The 16,320-nt window shown below is 64.0% G+C and carries 13 protein-coding genes and 2 tRNA genes; 14 read left to right on the forward strand and 1 reads right to left on the reverse strand.

What is annotated here, in order from left to right; all coding sequences use genetic code 11:
* The first annotated feature begins 27 nt into the window (after positions 1 to 27).
* The 10 genes from FFI87_RS07405 to FFI87_RS07455 all read left to right on the forward strand — a co-directional run bounded on the left by FFI87_RS07405 (position 28) and on the right by FFI87_RS07455 (position 10,570).
* The gene (locus tag FFI87_RS07405) at positions 28 to 2,247 is read left to right on the forward strand and encodes a RelA/SpoT family protein (protein ID WP_138847824.1); all 2,220 of its coding nucleotides are present in this window, start codon (positions 28 to 30) and stop codon (positions 2,245 to 2,247) included.
* A 94-nt stretch (positions 2,248 to 2,341) separates the two neighbouring features.
* Positions 2,342 to 2,418, forward strand: a tRNA-Val gene (locus FFI87_RS07410).
* A gap of 270 nt (positions 2,419 to 2,688) precedes the next feature.
* Positions 2,689 to 4,596 (forward strand): threonine--tRNA ligase, encoded by a 1,908-nt coding sequence (gene thrS, locus FFI87_RS07420; RefSeq protein ID WP_138847823.1) that lies wholly within the window; start codon positions 2,689 to 2,691, stop codon positions 4,594 to 4,596.
* 49 nt (positions 4,597 to 4,645) lie between these two features.
* Positions 4,646 to 5,170 carry a translation initiation factor IF-3 gene (infC, locus tag FFI87_RS07425; RefSeq protein ID WP_081467222.1) on the forward strand — a complete coding sequence of 175 codons (525 nt, stop codon included), beginning with the start codon at positions 4,646 to 4,648 and terminating at the stop codon, positions 5,168 to 5,170.
* A gap of 190 nt (positions 5,171 to 5,360) precedes the next feature.
* Complete coding sequence (rpmI, locus tag FFI87_RS07430) at positions 5,361 to 5,558, forward strand: 50S ribosomal protein L35 (RefSeq protein WP_004191477.1); 198 nt, start codon at positions 5,361 to 5,363, stop codon at positions 5,556 to 5,558.
* A 30-nt stretch (positions 5,559 to 5,588) separates the two neighbouring features.
* Positions 5,589 to 5,948: a 50S ribosomal protein L20 gene (gene rplT, locus FFI87_RS07435; RefSeq protein WP_006052502.1), complete on the forward strand. Its 360-nt coding sequence runs from the start codon at positions 5,589 to 5,591 to the stop codon at positions 5,946 to 5,948.
* A gap of 148 nt (positions 5,949 to 6,096) precedes the next feature.
* Positions 6,097 to 7,110 carry a phenylalanine--tRNA ligase subunit alpha gene (gene pheS / locus FFI87_RS07440; protein ID WP_186381716.1) on the forward strand — a complete coding sequence of 338 codons (1,014 nt, stop codon included), beginning with the start codon at positions 6,097 to 6,099 and terminating at the stop codon, positions 7,108 to 7,110.
* Positions 7,111 to 7,206: 96 nt separating this feature from the next.
* A complete protein-coding gene (gene pheT, locus FFI87_RS07445) occupies positions 7,207 to 9,636 on the forward strand; it encodes a phenylalanine--tRNA ligase subunit beta (protein ID WP_138847822.1) in 2,430 nt (809 codons plus the stop codon).
* Between the two features lie 72 nt (positions 9,637 to 9,708).
* Complete coding sequence (locus FFI87_RS07450) at positions 9,709 to 10,095, forward strand: integration host factor subunit alpha (RefSeq protein WP_006753316.1); 387 nt, start codon at positions 9,709 to 9,711, stop codon at positions 10,093 to 10,095.
* 61 nt (positions 10,096 to 10,156) lie between these two features.
* On the forward strand, positions 10,157 to 10,570 hold the full coding sequence (locus tag FFI87_RS07455) for a MerR family transcriptional regulator (RefSeq protein WP_012363733.1): 414 nt from the start codon (positions 10,157 to 10,159) through the stop codon (positions 10,568 to 10,570).
* An 86-nt stretch (positions 10,571 to 10,656) separates the two neighbouring features.
* On the opposite strand, the gene FFI87_RS07460 is transcribed toward FFI87_RS07455, so the two are convergent.
* Positions 10,657 to 12,867, reverse strand: coding sequence for a hypothetical protein (locus FFI87_RS07460; RefSeq protein ID WP_138847821.1), 2,211 nt, complete (start codon positions 12,865 to 12,867; stop codon positions 10,657 to 10,659).
* Positions 12,868 to 13,017: 150 nt separating this feature from the next.
* On the opposite strand from FFI87_RS07460, the gene FFI87_RS07465 reads away from it, so the two are divergent.
* The 4 genes from FFI87_RS07465 to bamC all read left to right on the forward strand — a co-directional run bounded on the left by FFI87_RS07465 (position 13,018) and on the right by bamC (position 15,743).
* Positions 13,018 to 13,308 carry a hypothetical protein gene (locus FFI87_RS07465; protein ID WP_138847820.1) on the forward strand — a complete coding sequence of 97 codons (291 nt, stop codon included), beginning with the start codon at positions 13,018 to 13,020 and terminating at the stop codon, positions 13,306 to 13,308.
* 122 nt (positions 13,309 to 13,430) lie between these two features.
* Entirely contained in the window at positions 13,431 to 14,144 is a 714-nt protein-coding gene (locus FFI87_RS07470; RefSeq protein ID WP_012363735.1) for a class I SAM-dependent methyltransferase, read from the forward strand.
* A gap of 172 nt (positions 14,145 to 14,316) precedes the next feature.
* A tRNA-Pro gene (locus FFI87_RS07475) sits at positions 14,317 to 14,393 on the forward strand.
* 141 nt (positions 14,394 to 14,534) lie between these two features.
* A complete protein-coding gene (bamC, locus tag FFI87_RS07480; protein ID WP_012363736.1) occupies positions 14,535 to 15,743 on the forward strand; it encodes an outer membrane protein assembly factor BamC in 1,209 nt (402 codons plus the stop codon).
* The last annotated feature ends 577 nt before the right edge of the window (positions 15,744 to 16,320 follow it).

Below are 16,320 nucleotides of genomic sequence, written 5' to 3' on the forward strand. Positions count from 1 at the left end.
GATGACCGCAATACGCCAGGCTGTGCGATGACCGAGTCCGTTACCGCTTCTTCCGTCGCGGCGCCGTCGTTCGACGACGTGCTCGCGTTCGTGCGCGAGCGGGCCGGCGACGCGCGCCTGTCGACGGGCGAACTGCTCGCCGATCACTCGGCGGGCACCGCGTCGATCATGCGCACGTTGAACGTCGACCCGCACGCGATGCAGGCGGCCGCGCTGTTCGTGCTGACGCCGCACCTGAACGATCCCGAGCGGGAACTGACCGAACGGTTCGGCGAAGAAGTCGCGCGGCTCGTGTCCGACGTGCGCAAGCTGCTGCGGCTCGGCACCGTCAGCCTGCGCGCCCAGAATGCGATGCCTGAAGCCGGGCGCGACGCGGCGGAAGAGCGGCGCACGCAGATCGAGGCGCTGCGCAAGATGCTGCTGGCGTTCGCGCAGGACATCCGCGTGGTGCTGATCCGGCTGGCGTCGCGGTTGCAGTCGCTGCGGTATTACGCGGCGGCGAAGATCGATCCGCCGCCCGACGTCGCGCGCGAGACACTCGAGATCTACGCGCCGCTCGCGAACCGTCTCGGCATCTGGCAACTGAAGTGGGAACTCGAGGATCTCGCGTTCCGCTTCGAGGATCCGGTCACCTACAAGCGCATCGCCAAGCTGCTCGACGAGAAGCGCGTCGAGCGCGAGGCCTACGTCGCCCAGGCGATCGAGCGGCTCCAGCACGAGCTGGCGGAGGCGCACATCCCGGCCGACGTAAGCGGCCGGCCGAAACATATCTACAGCATCTGGCGCAAGATGCGCGGCAAGGAGCTCGACTTCGCCGAGCTGTACGACGTGCGGGCGTTCCGCGTGATCGTGCCGGACATCAAGGATTGCTACGCGGTGCTCGGCATCGTGCATCACCTGTGGCAGCCGGTGCCGAAGGAATTCGACGACTACATCTCGCGCCCGAAGCCGAACGGCTACAAGTCGCTGCATACGGTCGTGATCGGCGACGACGGCCGCGCGTTCGAGGTGCAGATCCGCACGCAGGAAATGCACCGCTTCGCGGAGTACGGCATCGCCGCGCACTGGCGCTACAAGGAAGCCGGCGCGCGCGGCTATGGCGGCCAGTTCTCGGCGAGCGACAAGTACGACGAGAAGATCGCGTGGCTGCGCCAGCTGCTCGCATGGAAGGACGACGTCGAGGTATCGGGCGACCAGGCGTGGGCCCAGCTGCGCGAGACGTCGCTCGACGACGACCACATCTACGTGCTGACGCCGCAGGCGCGCGTGATCGCGCTGCCGCAGGGTGCGACGCCGGTCGATTTCGCGTACCACCTGCACAGCGAACTCGGCCATCGCTGCCGCGGCGCGCGCGTCGACGGCGTGATGGTGCCGCTGAACACGTCGCTCGCGAACGGCCAGACGGTCGAGATCGTCGCGGTGAAGGAGGGCGGCCCGTCGCGCGACTGGCTGAACCTGCAGCTCGGCTACCTGAAGAGTTCGCGCGCGCGACAGAAGGTGCGGGCGTGGTTCAACTCGATCGAGCAGGAAGAGAACATCGCGCATGGCCGCGCGCTCGTCGAAAAGACGCTGCAGCGCGAGGGCAAGACGTCGGTCAATCTCGACAACCTCGCCGCGAAGCTCGGCTTCAAGTCGCCCGACGAACTGTTCTCGGTCGTCGGCAAGGAAGAATTCAGTCTGCGCAACGTCGAGCACGCGCTGTCCGATGCGCCGCCGCCCGAGCATGCGCCCGAGGCGCCCGCCGATTTCGAGAAGCGCAGCAGCGGCGCGAGTGTCGCGCACGGCGCGTCGACCGGCGTGCTGGTGGTCGGCGTCGATGCGCTCTTGACCCAGCTTGCGCGCTGCTGCCGTCCGGCGCCGCCCGACCCGATCAGCGGTTTCGTCACGCGCGGCAAGGGGATGTCGATCCACCGCAGCGACTGCCCGACGTTCCGGCGGATGGCCGAACGGGCGCCGGAGCGCGTGCTGCAGACGACATGGTCGGCCGACGTGCTGGGCGGACGCGGCGCGTCCGTCTATCCGGTCGACCTGATGATCGAGGCGAGCGACCGGCAAGGCTTGCTGCGCGACATCTCCGAAGTGTTCGCGCGCGAGAAAATGAACGTGGTGGGCGTGAAGACGCAGAGCCGGCGCAATGCGGCGTTCATGCAGTTCACGGTCGAGGTGTCGAATTCGGCGCAGGTGCAGCGTGCGTGCACGCTGCTTGGCGAAGTGCCGGGCGTCGTGCGGGCGGGGCGCAAGACATGACGCCCCGTAATGGGGGCGGAACGCTATCGTTTTGCTGCGGCCGCATAAAACACTTGCCAAGTCAGCATTAGCTCCATATAATCTTAGCTTCTCTAGGCTCGTAGCTCAGCTGGTTAGAGCACCACCTTGACATGGTGGGGGTCGTTGGTTCGAGTCCAATCGAGCCTACCAACGAATTGAGAATGCCCGGTTTCCGGGTATTCGATGCAGTAGATAACTCAACGCGAACAGGGCGAATACGGTTATGACACCGCGAACGTTGACCGAAACCTTTTCGGAGCGACGCTAGTCGAGGAACGTTTTCGCCCTTTCAGCCTGAGTGAAGTATCGAATGCGGCCCCTCGAAAGCGGGGCCGCATTTTTTTTGTCGCGAAATTTCGCGCGCGACTTTTATATCGCGTACCTGGTTTGCCGCCCACTGTCGGCATCACGGAGATTGCTATGGTTTCGATACGCTTGCCTGACGGCTCAGTTCGACAATACGAGCATCCGGTGACAGTTGCCGAGGTTGCGGCCTCGATCGGTCCCGGCCTCGCGAAGGCTGCGCTTGGAGGCAAGCTCGACGGCGAGCTCGTCGACACGTCCACGGTCATCGATCGCGACGCAGCGCTCGCGATCATCACGGACAAGGATGCCGACGGTCTCGACATCATCCGTCACTCGACCGCGCACTTGCTCGCGTACGCGGTGAAGGAACTGTATCCGGATGCGCAAGTGACGATCGGTCCCGTGATCGACAACGGCTTCTACTACGACTTCTCGTATAACCGCCCGTTTACGCCCGAAGATCTGGAAAAGATCGAAAAGCGCATGCAGGAAATCGCGAAGAAGGACGAGCCGGTGACACGCCGCGTCGTGTCGCGCGACGAGGCGGCCGGCTATTTCCGCAGCATCGGCGAGAAGTACAAGGCCGAGATCATCGAATCGATTCCGCAAACCGACGAAATCAAGCTGTACTCGCACGGCGGCTTCACGGATCTGTGCCGCGGCCCGCACGTGCCGTCGACCGGCAAGCTGAAGGTCTTCAAGCTGATGAAGGTCGCGGGCGCGTACTGGCGCGGCGACTCGAAGAACGAGCAGCTGCAGCGCATCTACGGTACGGCCTGGACGAAGAAGGAAGACCAGGATCAATACCTGCACATGCTCGAGGAAGCGGAAAAGCGCGACCACCGCAAGCTCGGCAAGCAGCTCGACCTGTTCCACATGCAGGAAGAGTCGCCGGGCATGGTGTTCTGGCATCCGAAGGGCTGGGCGCTGTGGCAGCAGGTCGAGCAGTACATGCGCCGCCGCGTGAACGACGCCGGCTACCTCGAGATCAAGACGCCGATGATCATGGACCGCTCGCTGTGGGAAGCGTCGGGCCACTGGCAGAACTACCGCGAGAACATGTTCACGACGGAGTCGGAGAAGCGCGACTACGCGATCAAGCCGATGAACTGTCCGGGCCACGTTCAGGTGTTCAAGCACGGCCTGCGCTCGTACCGCGACCTGCCGCTGCGCTACGCGGAATTCGGTTCGTGCCACCGCAACGAGGCATCGGGCGCGCTGCATGGCCTGATGCGCGTGCGCGGCTTCGTGCAGGACGACGCGCACATCTTCTGTACGGAAGAGCAGTTCATCGCCGAGTCGATCGCGTTCAATACGCTGGCGATGAGCGTGTACAAGGATTTCGGGTTCGATCACATCGACATCAAGCTGTCGCTGCGCCCCGAACAGCGTGCGGGCACGGATGAAACGTGGGACCGTGCCGAGCAGGGCCTGCGCGACGCGCTGACGGCGTGCGGCCTGTCGTGGGAAGAGCTGCCGGGCGAGGGTGCGTTCTACGGTCCGAAGATCGAGTACCACATCAAGGATGCACTCGGCCGTTCGTGGCAGTGCGGCACGCTGCAGCTCGACATGGTGCTGCCGGAGCGCCTCGGTGCCGAGTATGTCGCGGAGGACAACAGCCGCCGCCGGCCGGTGATGCTGCACCGTGCGATCGTCGGTTCGATGGAGCGATTCCTCGGCATTCTGATCGAGCACCATGCCGGCGCGATGCCGGCCTGGCTCGCGCCGTTCCAGGCAGTTGTGCTCAATATCGCCGAAAGTCAGGTGGAATATGCACACTCTCTGACCCAAACGTTGCAAAAACAAGGGGTTAGGGTGGCGGGCGATTTGCGCAACGAGAAGATTAGCTATAAAATACGCGAGCACACGCTGGAAAAGGTGCCTTATCTCCTCGTCGTGGGTGATAAGGAGCGTGATGCGCAAACGGTAGCCGTGCGTGCCCGTGGCGGCGTCGATCTTGGCGTTATGCCGATCGAAGCCTTCGTTGAGCGTCTGCAGGAAGACCTGCGCTCGTTCAAGTAACCGCCCTGGCAGCGCGGCTCGTTTTTTTAATTTTTAGAGGAAACGTAACATCGCTACTGATAAGTCGTCGCATCGCATCAACGGTGAAATCTCTGCGCCGGAAGTGCGTCTGGTCGGGCTCGAGAACGAACCGCTCGGTATCGTAAAACTCGCTGATGCGTTCCGTAAATCGGAAGAACTGGATGTCGACCTGGTGGAAATCGCGCCGCAAGCGGTTCCTCCGGTCTGCCGCCTGATGGACTACGGCAAGTTCAAGTATCAGGAGTCCAAGAAGCAGCACGAAGCGAAGCTGAAGCAGAAGGTCATCCAGGTGAAGGAAGTCAAATTCCGCCCGGGTACCGATGACGGTGACTACAACGTCAAGCTCCGCAATCTCGTGCGCTTCCTCGAAGAGGGCGACAAGACGAAGATCACGTTGCGTTTCCGCGGCCGCGAAATGGCTCACCAAGAGATCGGCATGCGGATGCTGGAACGTCTGCGCACGGATCTCGAGGAAGTCGGCCAGGTCGAGCAAATGCCGAAGATGGAAGGGCGCCAGATGATCATGGTGCTCTCGCCGAAGAAAAAGAAGTAACGGGCCCGCGCGCACGGCGCGCAGGTTCGCAAGTGGTTCGGTGCGTTGCCCGGTGAGGGCGGCGCGCCAGCAATGACGGCGGCTGCGCAAGCGGTTCGCCGTACACAAGTGGACTGGGTTTCGAAGGGCGGGTCAAGGGCGCATGCCAACCGCACACCCATCGCCATCTAATAAACTGGAGTTGTTCGTCATGCCTAAGATGAAGACCAAGAAGAGTGCTGCAAAGCGCTTCGTGGTGCGTCCGGGCGGTACCGTCAAGCGCGGTCAAGCCTTCAAGCGTCACATCCTGACCAAGAAAACCACGAAGAACAAGCGTCACCTGCGCGGCGCAACGGCAGTTCATGATTCCGATCTGAACTCCGTCCGCGCAATGCTGCCGTTCGCGTAACCCCTCAACTGATACTCTAAGGAGAGAAACATGCCTCGAGTCAAACGTGGGGTAACCGCACGGGCCCGCCACAAGAAGATCATCAAGCTGGCCAAGGGTTATCGCGGCCGTCGCAATAACGTCTACCGCATCGCCAAGCAGGCGGTGATGCGCGCTGGTCAGTACGCGTACCGCGATCGCCGCAACAAGAAGCGTGTGTTCCGCGCACTGTGGATCACGCGTATCAACGCGGCAGTTCGCCAGCACGACATGACCTACAGCGTGTTCATCAACGGCCTGAAGAAGGCGTCGATCGAACTCGACCGCAAGGTCCTGGCCGACATGGCGGTGTTCGACAAGGCTGCTTTTGCTGCGATCGTCCAGCAGGTGAAAGCCGCCGTTGCAGCCTAATTGCGAAATTAGCACTGCGTGGTGAGTTGCAGCGATGCTCCGGTAGTTTCGGCCGCTGCAGCGAAAACGGGGCTCTTCCGAGCCCCTTTTTTGTTTGGTGGGCAGATTTGCTCGCCAAGACCGAATGACGTTGGAAATGATGGGATCTATGGATCTGGACCAGATTGTCGCCGACGCGCAGCAGTCCTTCGAACAGGCTGCCGACATCACCACGCTCGAAAACGAGAAAGCACGATTTCTCGGCAAGTCGGGTGCGCTGACCGAGTTGCTCAAGGGCCTCGGCAAGCTCGATCCCGAAGCACGCAAGACCGAAGGCGCACGCATCAACGTCGCGAAGCAGCAGGTTGAAGCCGCGCTGAACGCACGTCGCCAGGCGCTCGCCGACGCGCTGTTGAGCCAGCGCCTCGCCGCAGAGGCGATCGACGTCACGCTGCCGGGTCGCGGCGCCGGTGCAGGCAGCCTGCACCCGGTGATGCGCACGTGGGAGCGCGTCGAACAGATTTTCCGCTCGATCGGCTTCGACGTGGCCGACGGTCCCGAAATCGAGACCGACTGGTACAACTTCACGTCGCTGAACAGCCCGGAGAACCATCCGGCGCGTTCGATGCAGGACACCTTCTACGTCGAAGGCAAGGATGCCGACGGCCGCCAGCTGCTGCTGCGCACGCACACGAGCCCGATGCAGGTGCGTTACGCGCGCATGAACCGTCCGCCGATCAAGGTCATCGCGCCGGGCCGCACGTATCGCGTGGACAGCGATGCGACGCACTCGCCGATGTTCAATCAGGTCGAGGGGCTGTGGATCGACGAAAACATCAGCTTCGCCGACCTCAAGGGCGTCTATACCGATTTCCTGAAGAAATTCTTCGAGCGCGACGACATCCTCGTGCGCTTCCGTCCGTCGTATTTCCCGTTCACGGAACCGTCGGCCGAGATCGACATGATGTTCGAGCACGGCAAGAACGCCGGCAAATGGCTCGAGATCTCGGGCTCGGGGCAGGTGCATCCGACCGTGATCCGCAACATGGGCCTCGATCCCGAGCGCTACATCGGCTTTGCGTTCGGCAGCGGCCTCGAGCGCCTGACGATGCTGCGCTACGGTGTGCAGGATCTCCGGCTGTTCTTCGAGAACGATCTGCGTTTCCTGCGCCAGTTCGCATAACGCACGCGCCGCGCCGACATGTGCCCGCGCACGCCCCGCCGGACGGTTCCGACGGGGCCCGGGCGTCGATCTAACCTGTTTCGAACGTAGACATCCATGCAATTCCCTGAATCCTGGTTGAGAACCTTTGTCGACCCGCAGCTGACGACCGACGAGCTGTCGCACGCGCTGACGATGGCGGGGCTCGAAGTCGAATCGCTGAGCAAGGCTGCGCCGCCGACGTCGAAGATCGTCGTCGGCCGCGTGCTCGAAGTCGTCAAGCATCCGGATGCGGACAAGCTCAATGTCTGCCAGGTCGACGCCGGCACCGGCGCGACGCTGAACATCGTTTGCGGCGCACCGAACGTGGCGCCCGGCATCAAGGTGCCGGTCGCGCTGGTCGGCGCGGAGCTGCCGCCGGCGGAAGAGGGCGGCAAGCCGTTCGCGATCAAGCTGTCGAAGCTGCGCGGCGTCGAGAGCCAGGGGATGCTGTGCTCGGCGCGCGAGCTGAAGCTGTCCGAAGACCACAGCGGCCTGCTGATCCTGCCGGAAGACACGCCGGTCGGCCAGGACATCCGCGACACGCTCAATCTCGACGACACGATCTTCGAAATCAAGCTGACGCCGAACAAGGCCGATTGCCTGTCCGTGTTCGGCATCGCGCGCGAGACGGCCGCGATCACCGGTGCTCCGCTGACGCCGGTCGACATCCGCACGGTGCGCGTCGAGCTCGACGAGACGCTGCCCGTGCGCATTGCCGCGCCCGATCTGTGCGGCCGTTTCTCCGGCCGCGTGATCCGCGGCGTGAACGCGCACGCGAAGACGCCGCAATGGATGGTCGAGCGCCTCGAGCGTTCGGGCCAGCGCAGCGTGTCGGCGCTCGTCGACATCTCGAACTACGTGATGTTCGAGCTTGGCCGTCCGTCGCACGTGTTCGACCTGGACAAGATCCACGGCGGCATCGAGGTGCGCTGGGGCAAGCGCGGCGAGTCGCTGAAGCTGCTGAACGGCAATACGGTCGAACTCGACGAAACGGTCGGCGTGATCGCGGACGACCGCCACGTGGAAAGCCTCGCGGGCATCATGGGCGGCGACAGCACGGCCGTCACGCTCGACACGACCAACATCTATCTGGAAGCCGCGTTCTGGTGGCCGGACAGCATCCGTGGCCGCGCGCGCAAGTACAACTTCTCGACCGATGCGGCCCATCGCTTCGAGCGCGGCGTCGACTACGCAACCACTGTCGAGCACGTCGAGCGCATTACTCAACTGATTCTCGAGATCTGCGGCGGCAAGGCCGGCCCGATCGACGATCAGGCGGTCAACCTGCCGCAGCGCGCGCCGGTGAAGATGCGCGTATCGCGCGCGAACCGCATCATCGGCGTGAAGATCGACGCCGACGAGATCGCGGACATCTTCACGCGCCTCGGCCTGCCGTTCGAGCGTGACGACGACGCATTCCTGGTCACGCCGCCGTCGCACCGCTTCGACATCGAGATCGAGGAAGACCTGATCGAGGAAGTCGCGCGCATTTACGGCTTCGAGAAGATTCCGGCGCGTCCGCCGGTCGCGACGAGCGAGATGCGCGCGACCAACGAGACGCAGCGTTCGATCCACGACATCCGTCATGCGCTCGCGGCGCGGGACTACGCGGAAACGGTCAACTTCAGCTTCGTCGATGCGGAGTGGGAGCACGATTTCGCCGGCAACGACAACCCGATTCGCCTGCTGAATCCGATCGCCAGCCAGCTGTCGGTGATGCGTACGACGCTGTTCGGCAGCCTGATCTCGGTGCTGCGCCACAACCTGAACCGTCGCGCGGATCGCGTGCGCGTGTTCGAGGCCGGCCGCGTGTTCCTTGCCGATTCGTCGGTGAAGGCCGGCGAGCTGACCGTCGAAGGCTACACGCAGCCGAAACGTGTCGGCGCGCTCGCGTACGGCCCGGCGGTCGACGAGCAGTGGGGCGTGGCCACGCGCGCAGTCGATTTCTTCGACGTGAAGGGCGATCTCGAGGCGCTGCTCGCGCCGGCCGCCGCGCGCTTCGTGAAGGCCGAACATCCGGCCCTTCATCCGGGCCGCAGCGCGCGCATCGAGGTCGATGGCCGCGCGGTCGGTTGGATCGGCGAGCTGCATCCGCGCCTGATGCAGAAGTACGAGCTGCCGCACGCGCCGGTGATGTTCGAAATCGACACGGACGCGCTCACCGCGCGTGCGCTGCCGGCACCGACCGACGTGTCGAAATTCCCGCCGGTACGGCGCGATATCGCTGTCGTGGTCGATCAGGCGGTCGAGGTTCAGGCACTTTTCGACGAAATGAAGAAGGCGCTGGCCGAAGACGCCTGCCGATTCGTTCAGAAGGTTGTACTCTTCGACGAATTTCGTGCAAAATCAAATACTTCCGGTGGCCTTGCCGCGCACGAGAAGAGCCTTGCCTTCCGCGTGACGCTGCAGGATCCGGCTGGCACGCTACAGGACGAGGTCGTCGATCAGGCGATCCAGACGCTGGTCGAGCGGATGGCTCGCGCCGGTGCCCGCCTGCGCGGCTAAGGAGAGGGGCCGCCCGTTGGCGGGCGGCTTTTTCCCCTCGCAAGTTTTGGTTTAACGCGCTGTATGGCAGATATGAACGACATGACCTCGAGTGAATTCGAAGCCCTCCTGACGGCGCAACGGAGCGCCATGAACCGCGACGCTTCGGCGCCGGCGTCCACCGAGACGCCGACGCTGACGAAAGCGGAACTGGCGGAGCTGCTGTTCGACAGCGTCGGGCTGAACAAGCGTGAAGCGAAGGACATGGTCGAGGCTTTTTTCGAAGTGATCCGCGACGCGCTCGAAAACGGTGAAAGCGTCAAGCTGTCGGGATTCGGCAATTTTCAGCTGCGCGACAAGCCGCAGCGTCCGGGCCGCAATCCGAAGACGGGCGAGGCGATTCCGATCGCGGCCCGCCGGGTGGTAACCTTCCACGCGAGCCAGAAGCTGAAGGCGCTGGTCGAAAACGGCGTGGAATGACGCCCGCGCGTTGACGTCTCCGCGCGGCCGCCGCGCACCCTTTACCGACGGTTAACCGACGATGACCACTACGGTTGAGAAAGTCGTCTTGCCTCCGATTCCCGCGAAGCGCTACTTCACGATCGGTGAGGTCAGTGAGCTGTGCGGGGTCAAGCCGCACGTGCTGCGTTACTGGGAACAGGAGTTCACGCAGCTGCGGCCGGTGAAGCGGCGAGGCAATCGCCGGTATTACCAGCATCACGAAGTACTGCTGATCCGGCGGATTCGCGAGCTGCTGTACGAACAGGGGTTCACGATCAACGGGGCGCGCAACCGGCTCGATTCGCCGGGCAGCGAACGCGGCGCCGCGGCACCGGCCGAGCCGGACGTGCCGGGAGCCGATGAGCGTGCGGCGGGCCAGCAGGGTGAGACGGTCGACGTGAATGCGCTGCGGCAGGCGCTCCTCGACGTGATCGACGGATTGAAGCGCGACTGAGCGTCACTGAGCGCGACGCTCGAAACAAGGAAAGCCCGGTTGGCGAAGCGCCACCGGGCTTTTTTCATGCGCGCGGGCCCGCACTGTCAGCGCGATGCGAGCGGATTCGGCTTGCCCATGTCGACGACCAGCGTGCCGTCCGGCAGCATCCGCACCGAGCCCTGCGCGACCTGGCTGCGGTAGCCGTACAGGTCGAAACGCATCGGGCCGGCTTCGGCAGAGTTCCGGATCAGTGCGCGCACATTCAGTTCGAGCACGTTGAACATCTTCATGTCGCCGCCTTCCATCCACATGTAGCTCGGCGCGTCGATCTGCGGCCGCTTCGGCACGGGTGCGTCGGAGGCACGCCGGAACGTGAGGCGCAGCCCGTCGCGTTCGACCGTCGCCTGGGCGAGTTTTCCGTTCAGCACCGGCGGCGGAAATACGGTGTACTGATCGAGCACGAGCGTGTCGCCGCGCAATTCCGCGCCGCGGCGCTGCAGCGGCGTCAGCGACGCGAGTTCGATGCCGAGCGAACGCAGCAGCTTCGCCTGCGGAATGCCGAGCACCGACACCTGCGACGGCTTGAACGCGAGATGCCGGTCGTCGAGCACCGACAACGAGCCTTTCATGTCGGTCGGTAGCCACACGCCGGGCACGTGATTCCAGAGCTTGATGCCGCCCTGGACGCGCAGGTCCTGGCCGTCCGCGCTCAGTTGCAGATCGTTCAGCGAGCGCGGCGAATAGTCGAGCAGATAGTTGTTGAAGAGCGCCGACATCGCCTTCCACGATTCGACGACCGTTCCGCCGAGAATGCGGATGTCGTACTGGTTCGGATCGTCGAGGTCGACCGGCTCGCCCGGCCGTTTCGCGATGAGCTGCACGTCGAGATCCTCGACATGGAAGCCGATGTCGCCGGCCAGGTTGAAGTCGACGTCGTGCAGGTGGATCGTCGGGTTGCGGTTCGACACGTGCCGTTCGTTGAACGGCGTGGTCGACGAGCGCCGCATCGCGACTTTCCGCATGCCGGGCTGCGCCGCGGCGGCCGCGAGCGCAAACGCTTCCCAGTGCTGGCGCAAGTCGCGCAACGCGTTCTGCTGCGCGGCGAGGAAGCTGTCGTTCAGGCGGGCGGCCGCATTGCCCAGCGCGGCGCCGCTCGCGACGCCCGCATACGACGGCATCCGGATCGCCATCGCGCCGCTTTCATCGAAATTGAAATAGCCGGCCGATACCTGGTCGCGATAGTGATACAGGTCGAACACGAATTTCTGGTCGCGCTTCGCCGGATCGACGGGGCTGATCAGGATGTCGGCGTTCATCGGCATCGAGCGCATGAATTTCACGTCGCCGCCGCGAATGTACATCGCCTGTTGCGGCGCGTTCGCGGGCAGCGCGAAGCCGGCGTGCGAGCCGTCGTCGAGCGTCAGGTCGAGCCCGGCCGGCGTCACGCGCAGCGCGGTGATCCGGATCTTCAGCCGCGGCGGCGGCATCAGCTTGTCGACCGACATCACGAGGTCGTCGCCGACGAGCCGCGCGATCGGTGTCTCGACCTTCAGCAGGTCGGCCATCTTCACGTTGGCCGCGCGCATCACCGGCTGCGCATTGATGCCCGATACGCGCACGCCGCTCGGGTGGAACACGAGCTGACTGCCGTCGCGGATCGCCAGCGTGCCGGTCAGCGAGAACGGCACCCAGCCGTCGCGCTGCATCTCGCCTTGCAGATGGATCACGCCGTCACCGGCCGAGACGGCGAGCTTGCGCAGCGGTGCGTTGCGGTAACCGAAGATGTAGGTGTCGAAGAGTGCGGTCAGCTTCGTGTTGTCGAGCGTGACCGTGCCTTCGTGTACGTCGATCTCGAAGCTCGTCGGATCATCGAACACGATCGGCGCGCCGGCCTGCGTCGGCACGAGTGTCGCGGACAACTGATGGATGAAGAAACCGAGGTTGTTGACGATGCGGAAATCGACATCGCGCAGAAACGTCATCGCACCGTTCTGGCCCGAGTCGCGCAGCGTGAACGGGCGCGGCTGCGTGAGGCTGATCGATGCGAGCGACGGCACGGTGCGGGCGATCTGCCGTTCATGGGCCAGGCGTTCGGCCTTCGCGCGCTCGATCTTCGTCGAGGCGACCGACGCGTTGCCGTCACGCTGCGCGGCTGGTTCCGCGCAGCCGGCGCAGAGCAGCGCGAGCGCCAGCGTGCCGCAGCCGAGTGCGCGGGAGGTGCCGTGTGAGACCGAGGCCGCCGCGCGTCGCGGGGCAGTCATCCAGTCGAGAATTGCCAAAGGCATGCGATGGCCGCGCCGGACCGCATTCCGCATCGTCTGTCTCCAGGTCTTGTCGTGATCGACGAGGGCGCGCGGTTCGTGCGCAGCGCGGACGTCGATGCCGTGCAGTGTGGCATAGCGCGCTAGAGCGGCGTCACCAAACAACGGGCGTGCGGGCAAGGCCGGGCGACGCACGACAGGACAATGGATTCCCGGTGGCAGGGCGGCAAGATCAAACGCTCGTTTGGTTTTGCGGGCGGGGCGGGCGCCGCGCTGAACCGATCGTCAAACCCGGCGCCGACATGGGCTGACGCGGGTTTTCGTGCGGGGCGGGGCGGCGACGGACGCGGTATCGCTGTCGTCGCCGGCACGGCCGATCAGACCAGCATGTGCAGTCGGACGATGTGCCGTGCGCGTCGATTCCGCGTCGATCTCGCGCCGGGCAAGCGCACGGTAGCGATCCGCGGCGAAACGGCCATCGTCCTTTTCGATTAGGACGCGACGCGGGTTGCCGGCGCGATTCGCGCAACTTGCCGTGGGTGCGCCGGCCGAGGCGCGGTAAGATCGGCATCAGTGGCTGGATGGATCAGCATGGTGGCCGACACGGGGGAGGCGTCATGGATCTGAAGGAACTCGACGTATTGGGAGCGGATGTAGGCGATCACTGGTACTACGCGTCGAAGGCGCGCGCGATCCGTCGGTTCCTGGGCTCGCCGGATGCGAGCCGGATCCTCGACGTCGGCGCGGGCTCGGGATTCTTTTCCAAGCATTTGCTCGAGCGCACGCGGGCGACCGAAGCATGGTGTGTCGATACGAGCTACCCCGACGATACCGACGGGGAGGCGGCCGGCAAGCCCGTCCATTTTCGGCGCGCCGTCGATCGATTCGATGCCGATCTCGTATTGCTGATGGATGTCCTCGAGCACGTCGATGACGATGTCGGGCTGCTTGCGCGATATGTGCAGGGTGCGCCGAAGGGCAGCCGGTTCCTGATCACGGTTCCCGCGTTTCAGTTCCTCTGGAGCGCGCACGACGATTTTCTCGAGCACAAGCGCAGGTACACGCTCGACGGTCTTGAAGACGTCGCGCGTCGCGCGGGGCTGGAGGTCGAGCACGGCGCATACTACTTCGGCCTCACGTTTCCGCTCGCGGCGGCAATGCGGCTGAGCGAACGCGCGCGTCGGCAACCGCGCGAACCGGCGTCGCAATTGCGCCGGCATCATCCGGTCGTCAATGGTTTGCTCAAGCTGATCTGCCGGGCCGAGTTGCCGATGTTCCGGTTCAATCGGATCGGAGGCCTCACGGTCATCTGTGTCGCGCGCAAGCGGTGAGCATCGGGCGGATCGCATCGACGGCGCATGGGCGCGGCAGGATGCGCGTTGCCGCGCCGGTCGAGGTCGTCACATGCAGTCACAGCAGCTCGAAAAAAATTCGCAGGAACATTCACAAAATGCATGCGACCCGTTCTAAACCGGCGAACTGTCTGTTATAATTTTTTTCTTTCGGGGCGTAGCGCAGCCTGGTAGCGTACCTGCATGGGGTGCAGGTGGTCGGAGGTTCAAATCCTCTCGCCCCGACCAGATAAAGAACCCGCGTCAGTTCAGGCTGACGCGGGTTTTTTCTTGGCCGTCGCTTTTTTGCACATCCCGGCGCGGCCCCGGTAAAATGCAAGGTTGATCCACGGAAAGCGCCGTGATTTAGCGGAAGAGGATTCCCCGAACATGACTGATCTTCGTCTTACCATGCGGTTCGCTGCAGTGCTCGCCACTGGCGCGCTCGTCGCCGGTTGCGGTACGTCGTCGCCCACGAAAGTGGACTACAAGAGCGATTCGAAATCGAAGGAAGCGTCGCTCGCAGTGCCGCCCAACATGCTTGACGAGACGGCCGATCAGCGTTCGCTGCCGCCGCAGGGCGGCGCGACTTCCCTGTCTGCGCTTCAGCAGGTCCAGCACGCGGCACCCGCGCTGGACACCGTCGCGCCCGCCGTGTCCGGCATGCATATCCAGCGCGACGGCACCGAGAGCTGGCTCGTGATCGACGGCAAGAAGCCCGCCGACATCTGGCCGCAGGTTCGCCGCTTCTGGCAGGAACAGGGTTTCCTGCTCGTCGTGGACCAGCGCGACAAGGGCGTGATGGAAACCGACTGGAACGAAACTCACCCGCAGATCAACGACGGCCTGATCCGTAGCGTGATCTCGAAGGCGATGGGCAACTCGTATGTGACAGCCGAGCGCAACAAGTACCGCACGCGCCTCGATTCGGCGCCGAACGGCGGCACCTACGTGTTCATCAGCCAGAAGGGCATGCGCGAGGCGATCACCGGTGCGAACAACGATTCGAGCAAGTGGGAAGCGAAGCCGAACGATCCGGCGCTCGAGACGGAATACCTGAAGCGGCTGATGGCAGTGCTCGCCCAGAACGAGCAGCGCGCGAAGAACGGCGAGCCGCCGATCGCGAACATCAACGACAACACGGTGCCGAAGGACAAGAAGGCGGATACCGACGCATCGAAGGCTGCCGCCGCGGCGATCGCCGCGCAGAATGTCGCGCGTACGTCGTCGCAAGCGAACGACGTCGATTCGGCTTCGGTGCCGTCCGAAGTCACGCTCGGCGAGCCGTACGACCGTTCGTGGCTGCACGTCGGCCTCGCGCTCGATCGTGCGAACTTCACGGTCGACGATCGCGATCGCACGAAGGGCCTGTATTTCGTGCGTTATGTCGATCCGAAAGACATCAGCGCGGCCGAGCAGGGCTTCTGGAGCCAGCTGTTCCACGGCAAGAAGGAAAAGCAGGCGAAGCAGTATCGCGTTAACGTGAAGGCGCTGTCGTCCGACCAGACGCGCGTCGCGGTCGTCGACGATTCGGGTGCGATCGATACGTCGTCGCCCGCTCGCCAGATCATGGGGCTGCTCGTGAATCAGCTGCGCTGATCGCGGCACGATCCCGGCCTTCGAAAAGCCCGCCTTCCGGCGGGCTTTTTTCATTGTCGCGCGCGCTGGCGGCGGCGCGTGCGGGACGTTCGATTCCTTCTCGTGACGTTACGTAACATCCGCGCGTTACGGCCGCAGGACGGGTGTTACATCGTCATGACCGCAGTAAATATCCTTACGGATCAATGGTGTACTTTCGTAAATGTGCCTGGCACACAAACTGCTTTATAAGGTGGAATCGTGAAGACAGGGGGTAGCGTCCGAGTGCGGGCGGCGTCTCGACCGTCCGACCGACGGTATCCACGTCTTCAGATGCCGGTGCTGCGAGCGCCGGCGCAAAACCGATGACGATCCGCGCGATGTGCGGATCCCGATGGCCCCGTCGCCTTTCCTCGTAGGGCGACGGTTTCGCCCGCGCTTCTTCTGGAGCGCGGGCAATTTTTTTGTGGGGCGGCAAAGCGAGTGCGTGCCGATCCAGCCGCGGGTATTCGTATTGGTCGAGCGCTGGGAGGGTGGGGCTACGTTGGCCGTGCATGTGCGTTTGACACACATTCCGGCTTGCCGCGGAGCGGTCGCG

The organism is Burkholderia sp. KBS0801 (genome assembly GCF_005937855.2).
In the GTDB taxonomy this organism is placed as follows: domain Bacteria; phylum Pseudomonadota; class Gammaproteobacteria; order Burkholderiales; family Burkholderiaceae; genus Burkholderia; species Burkholderia ambifaria.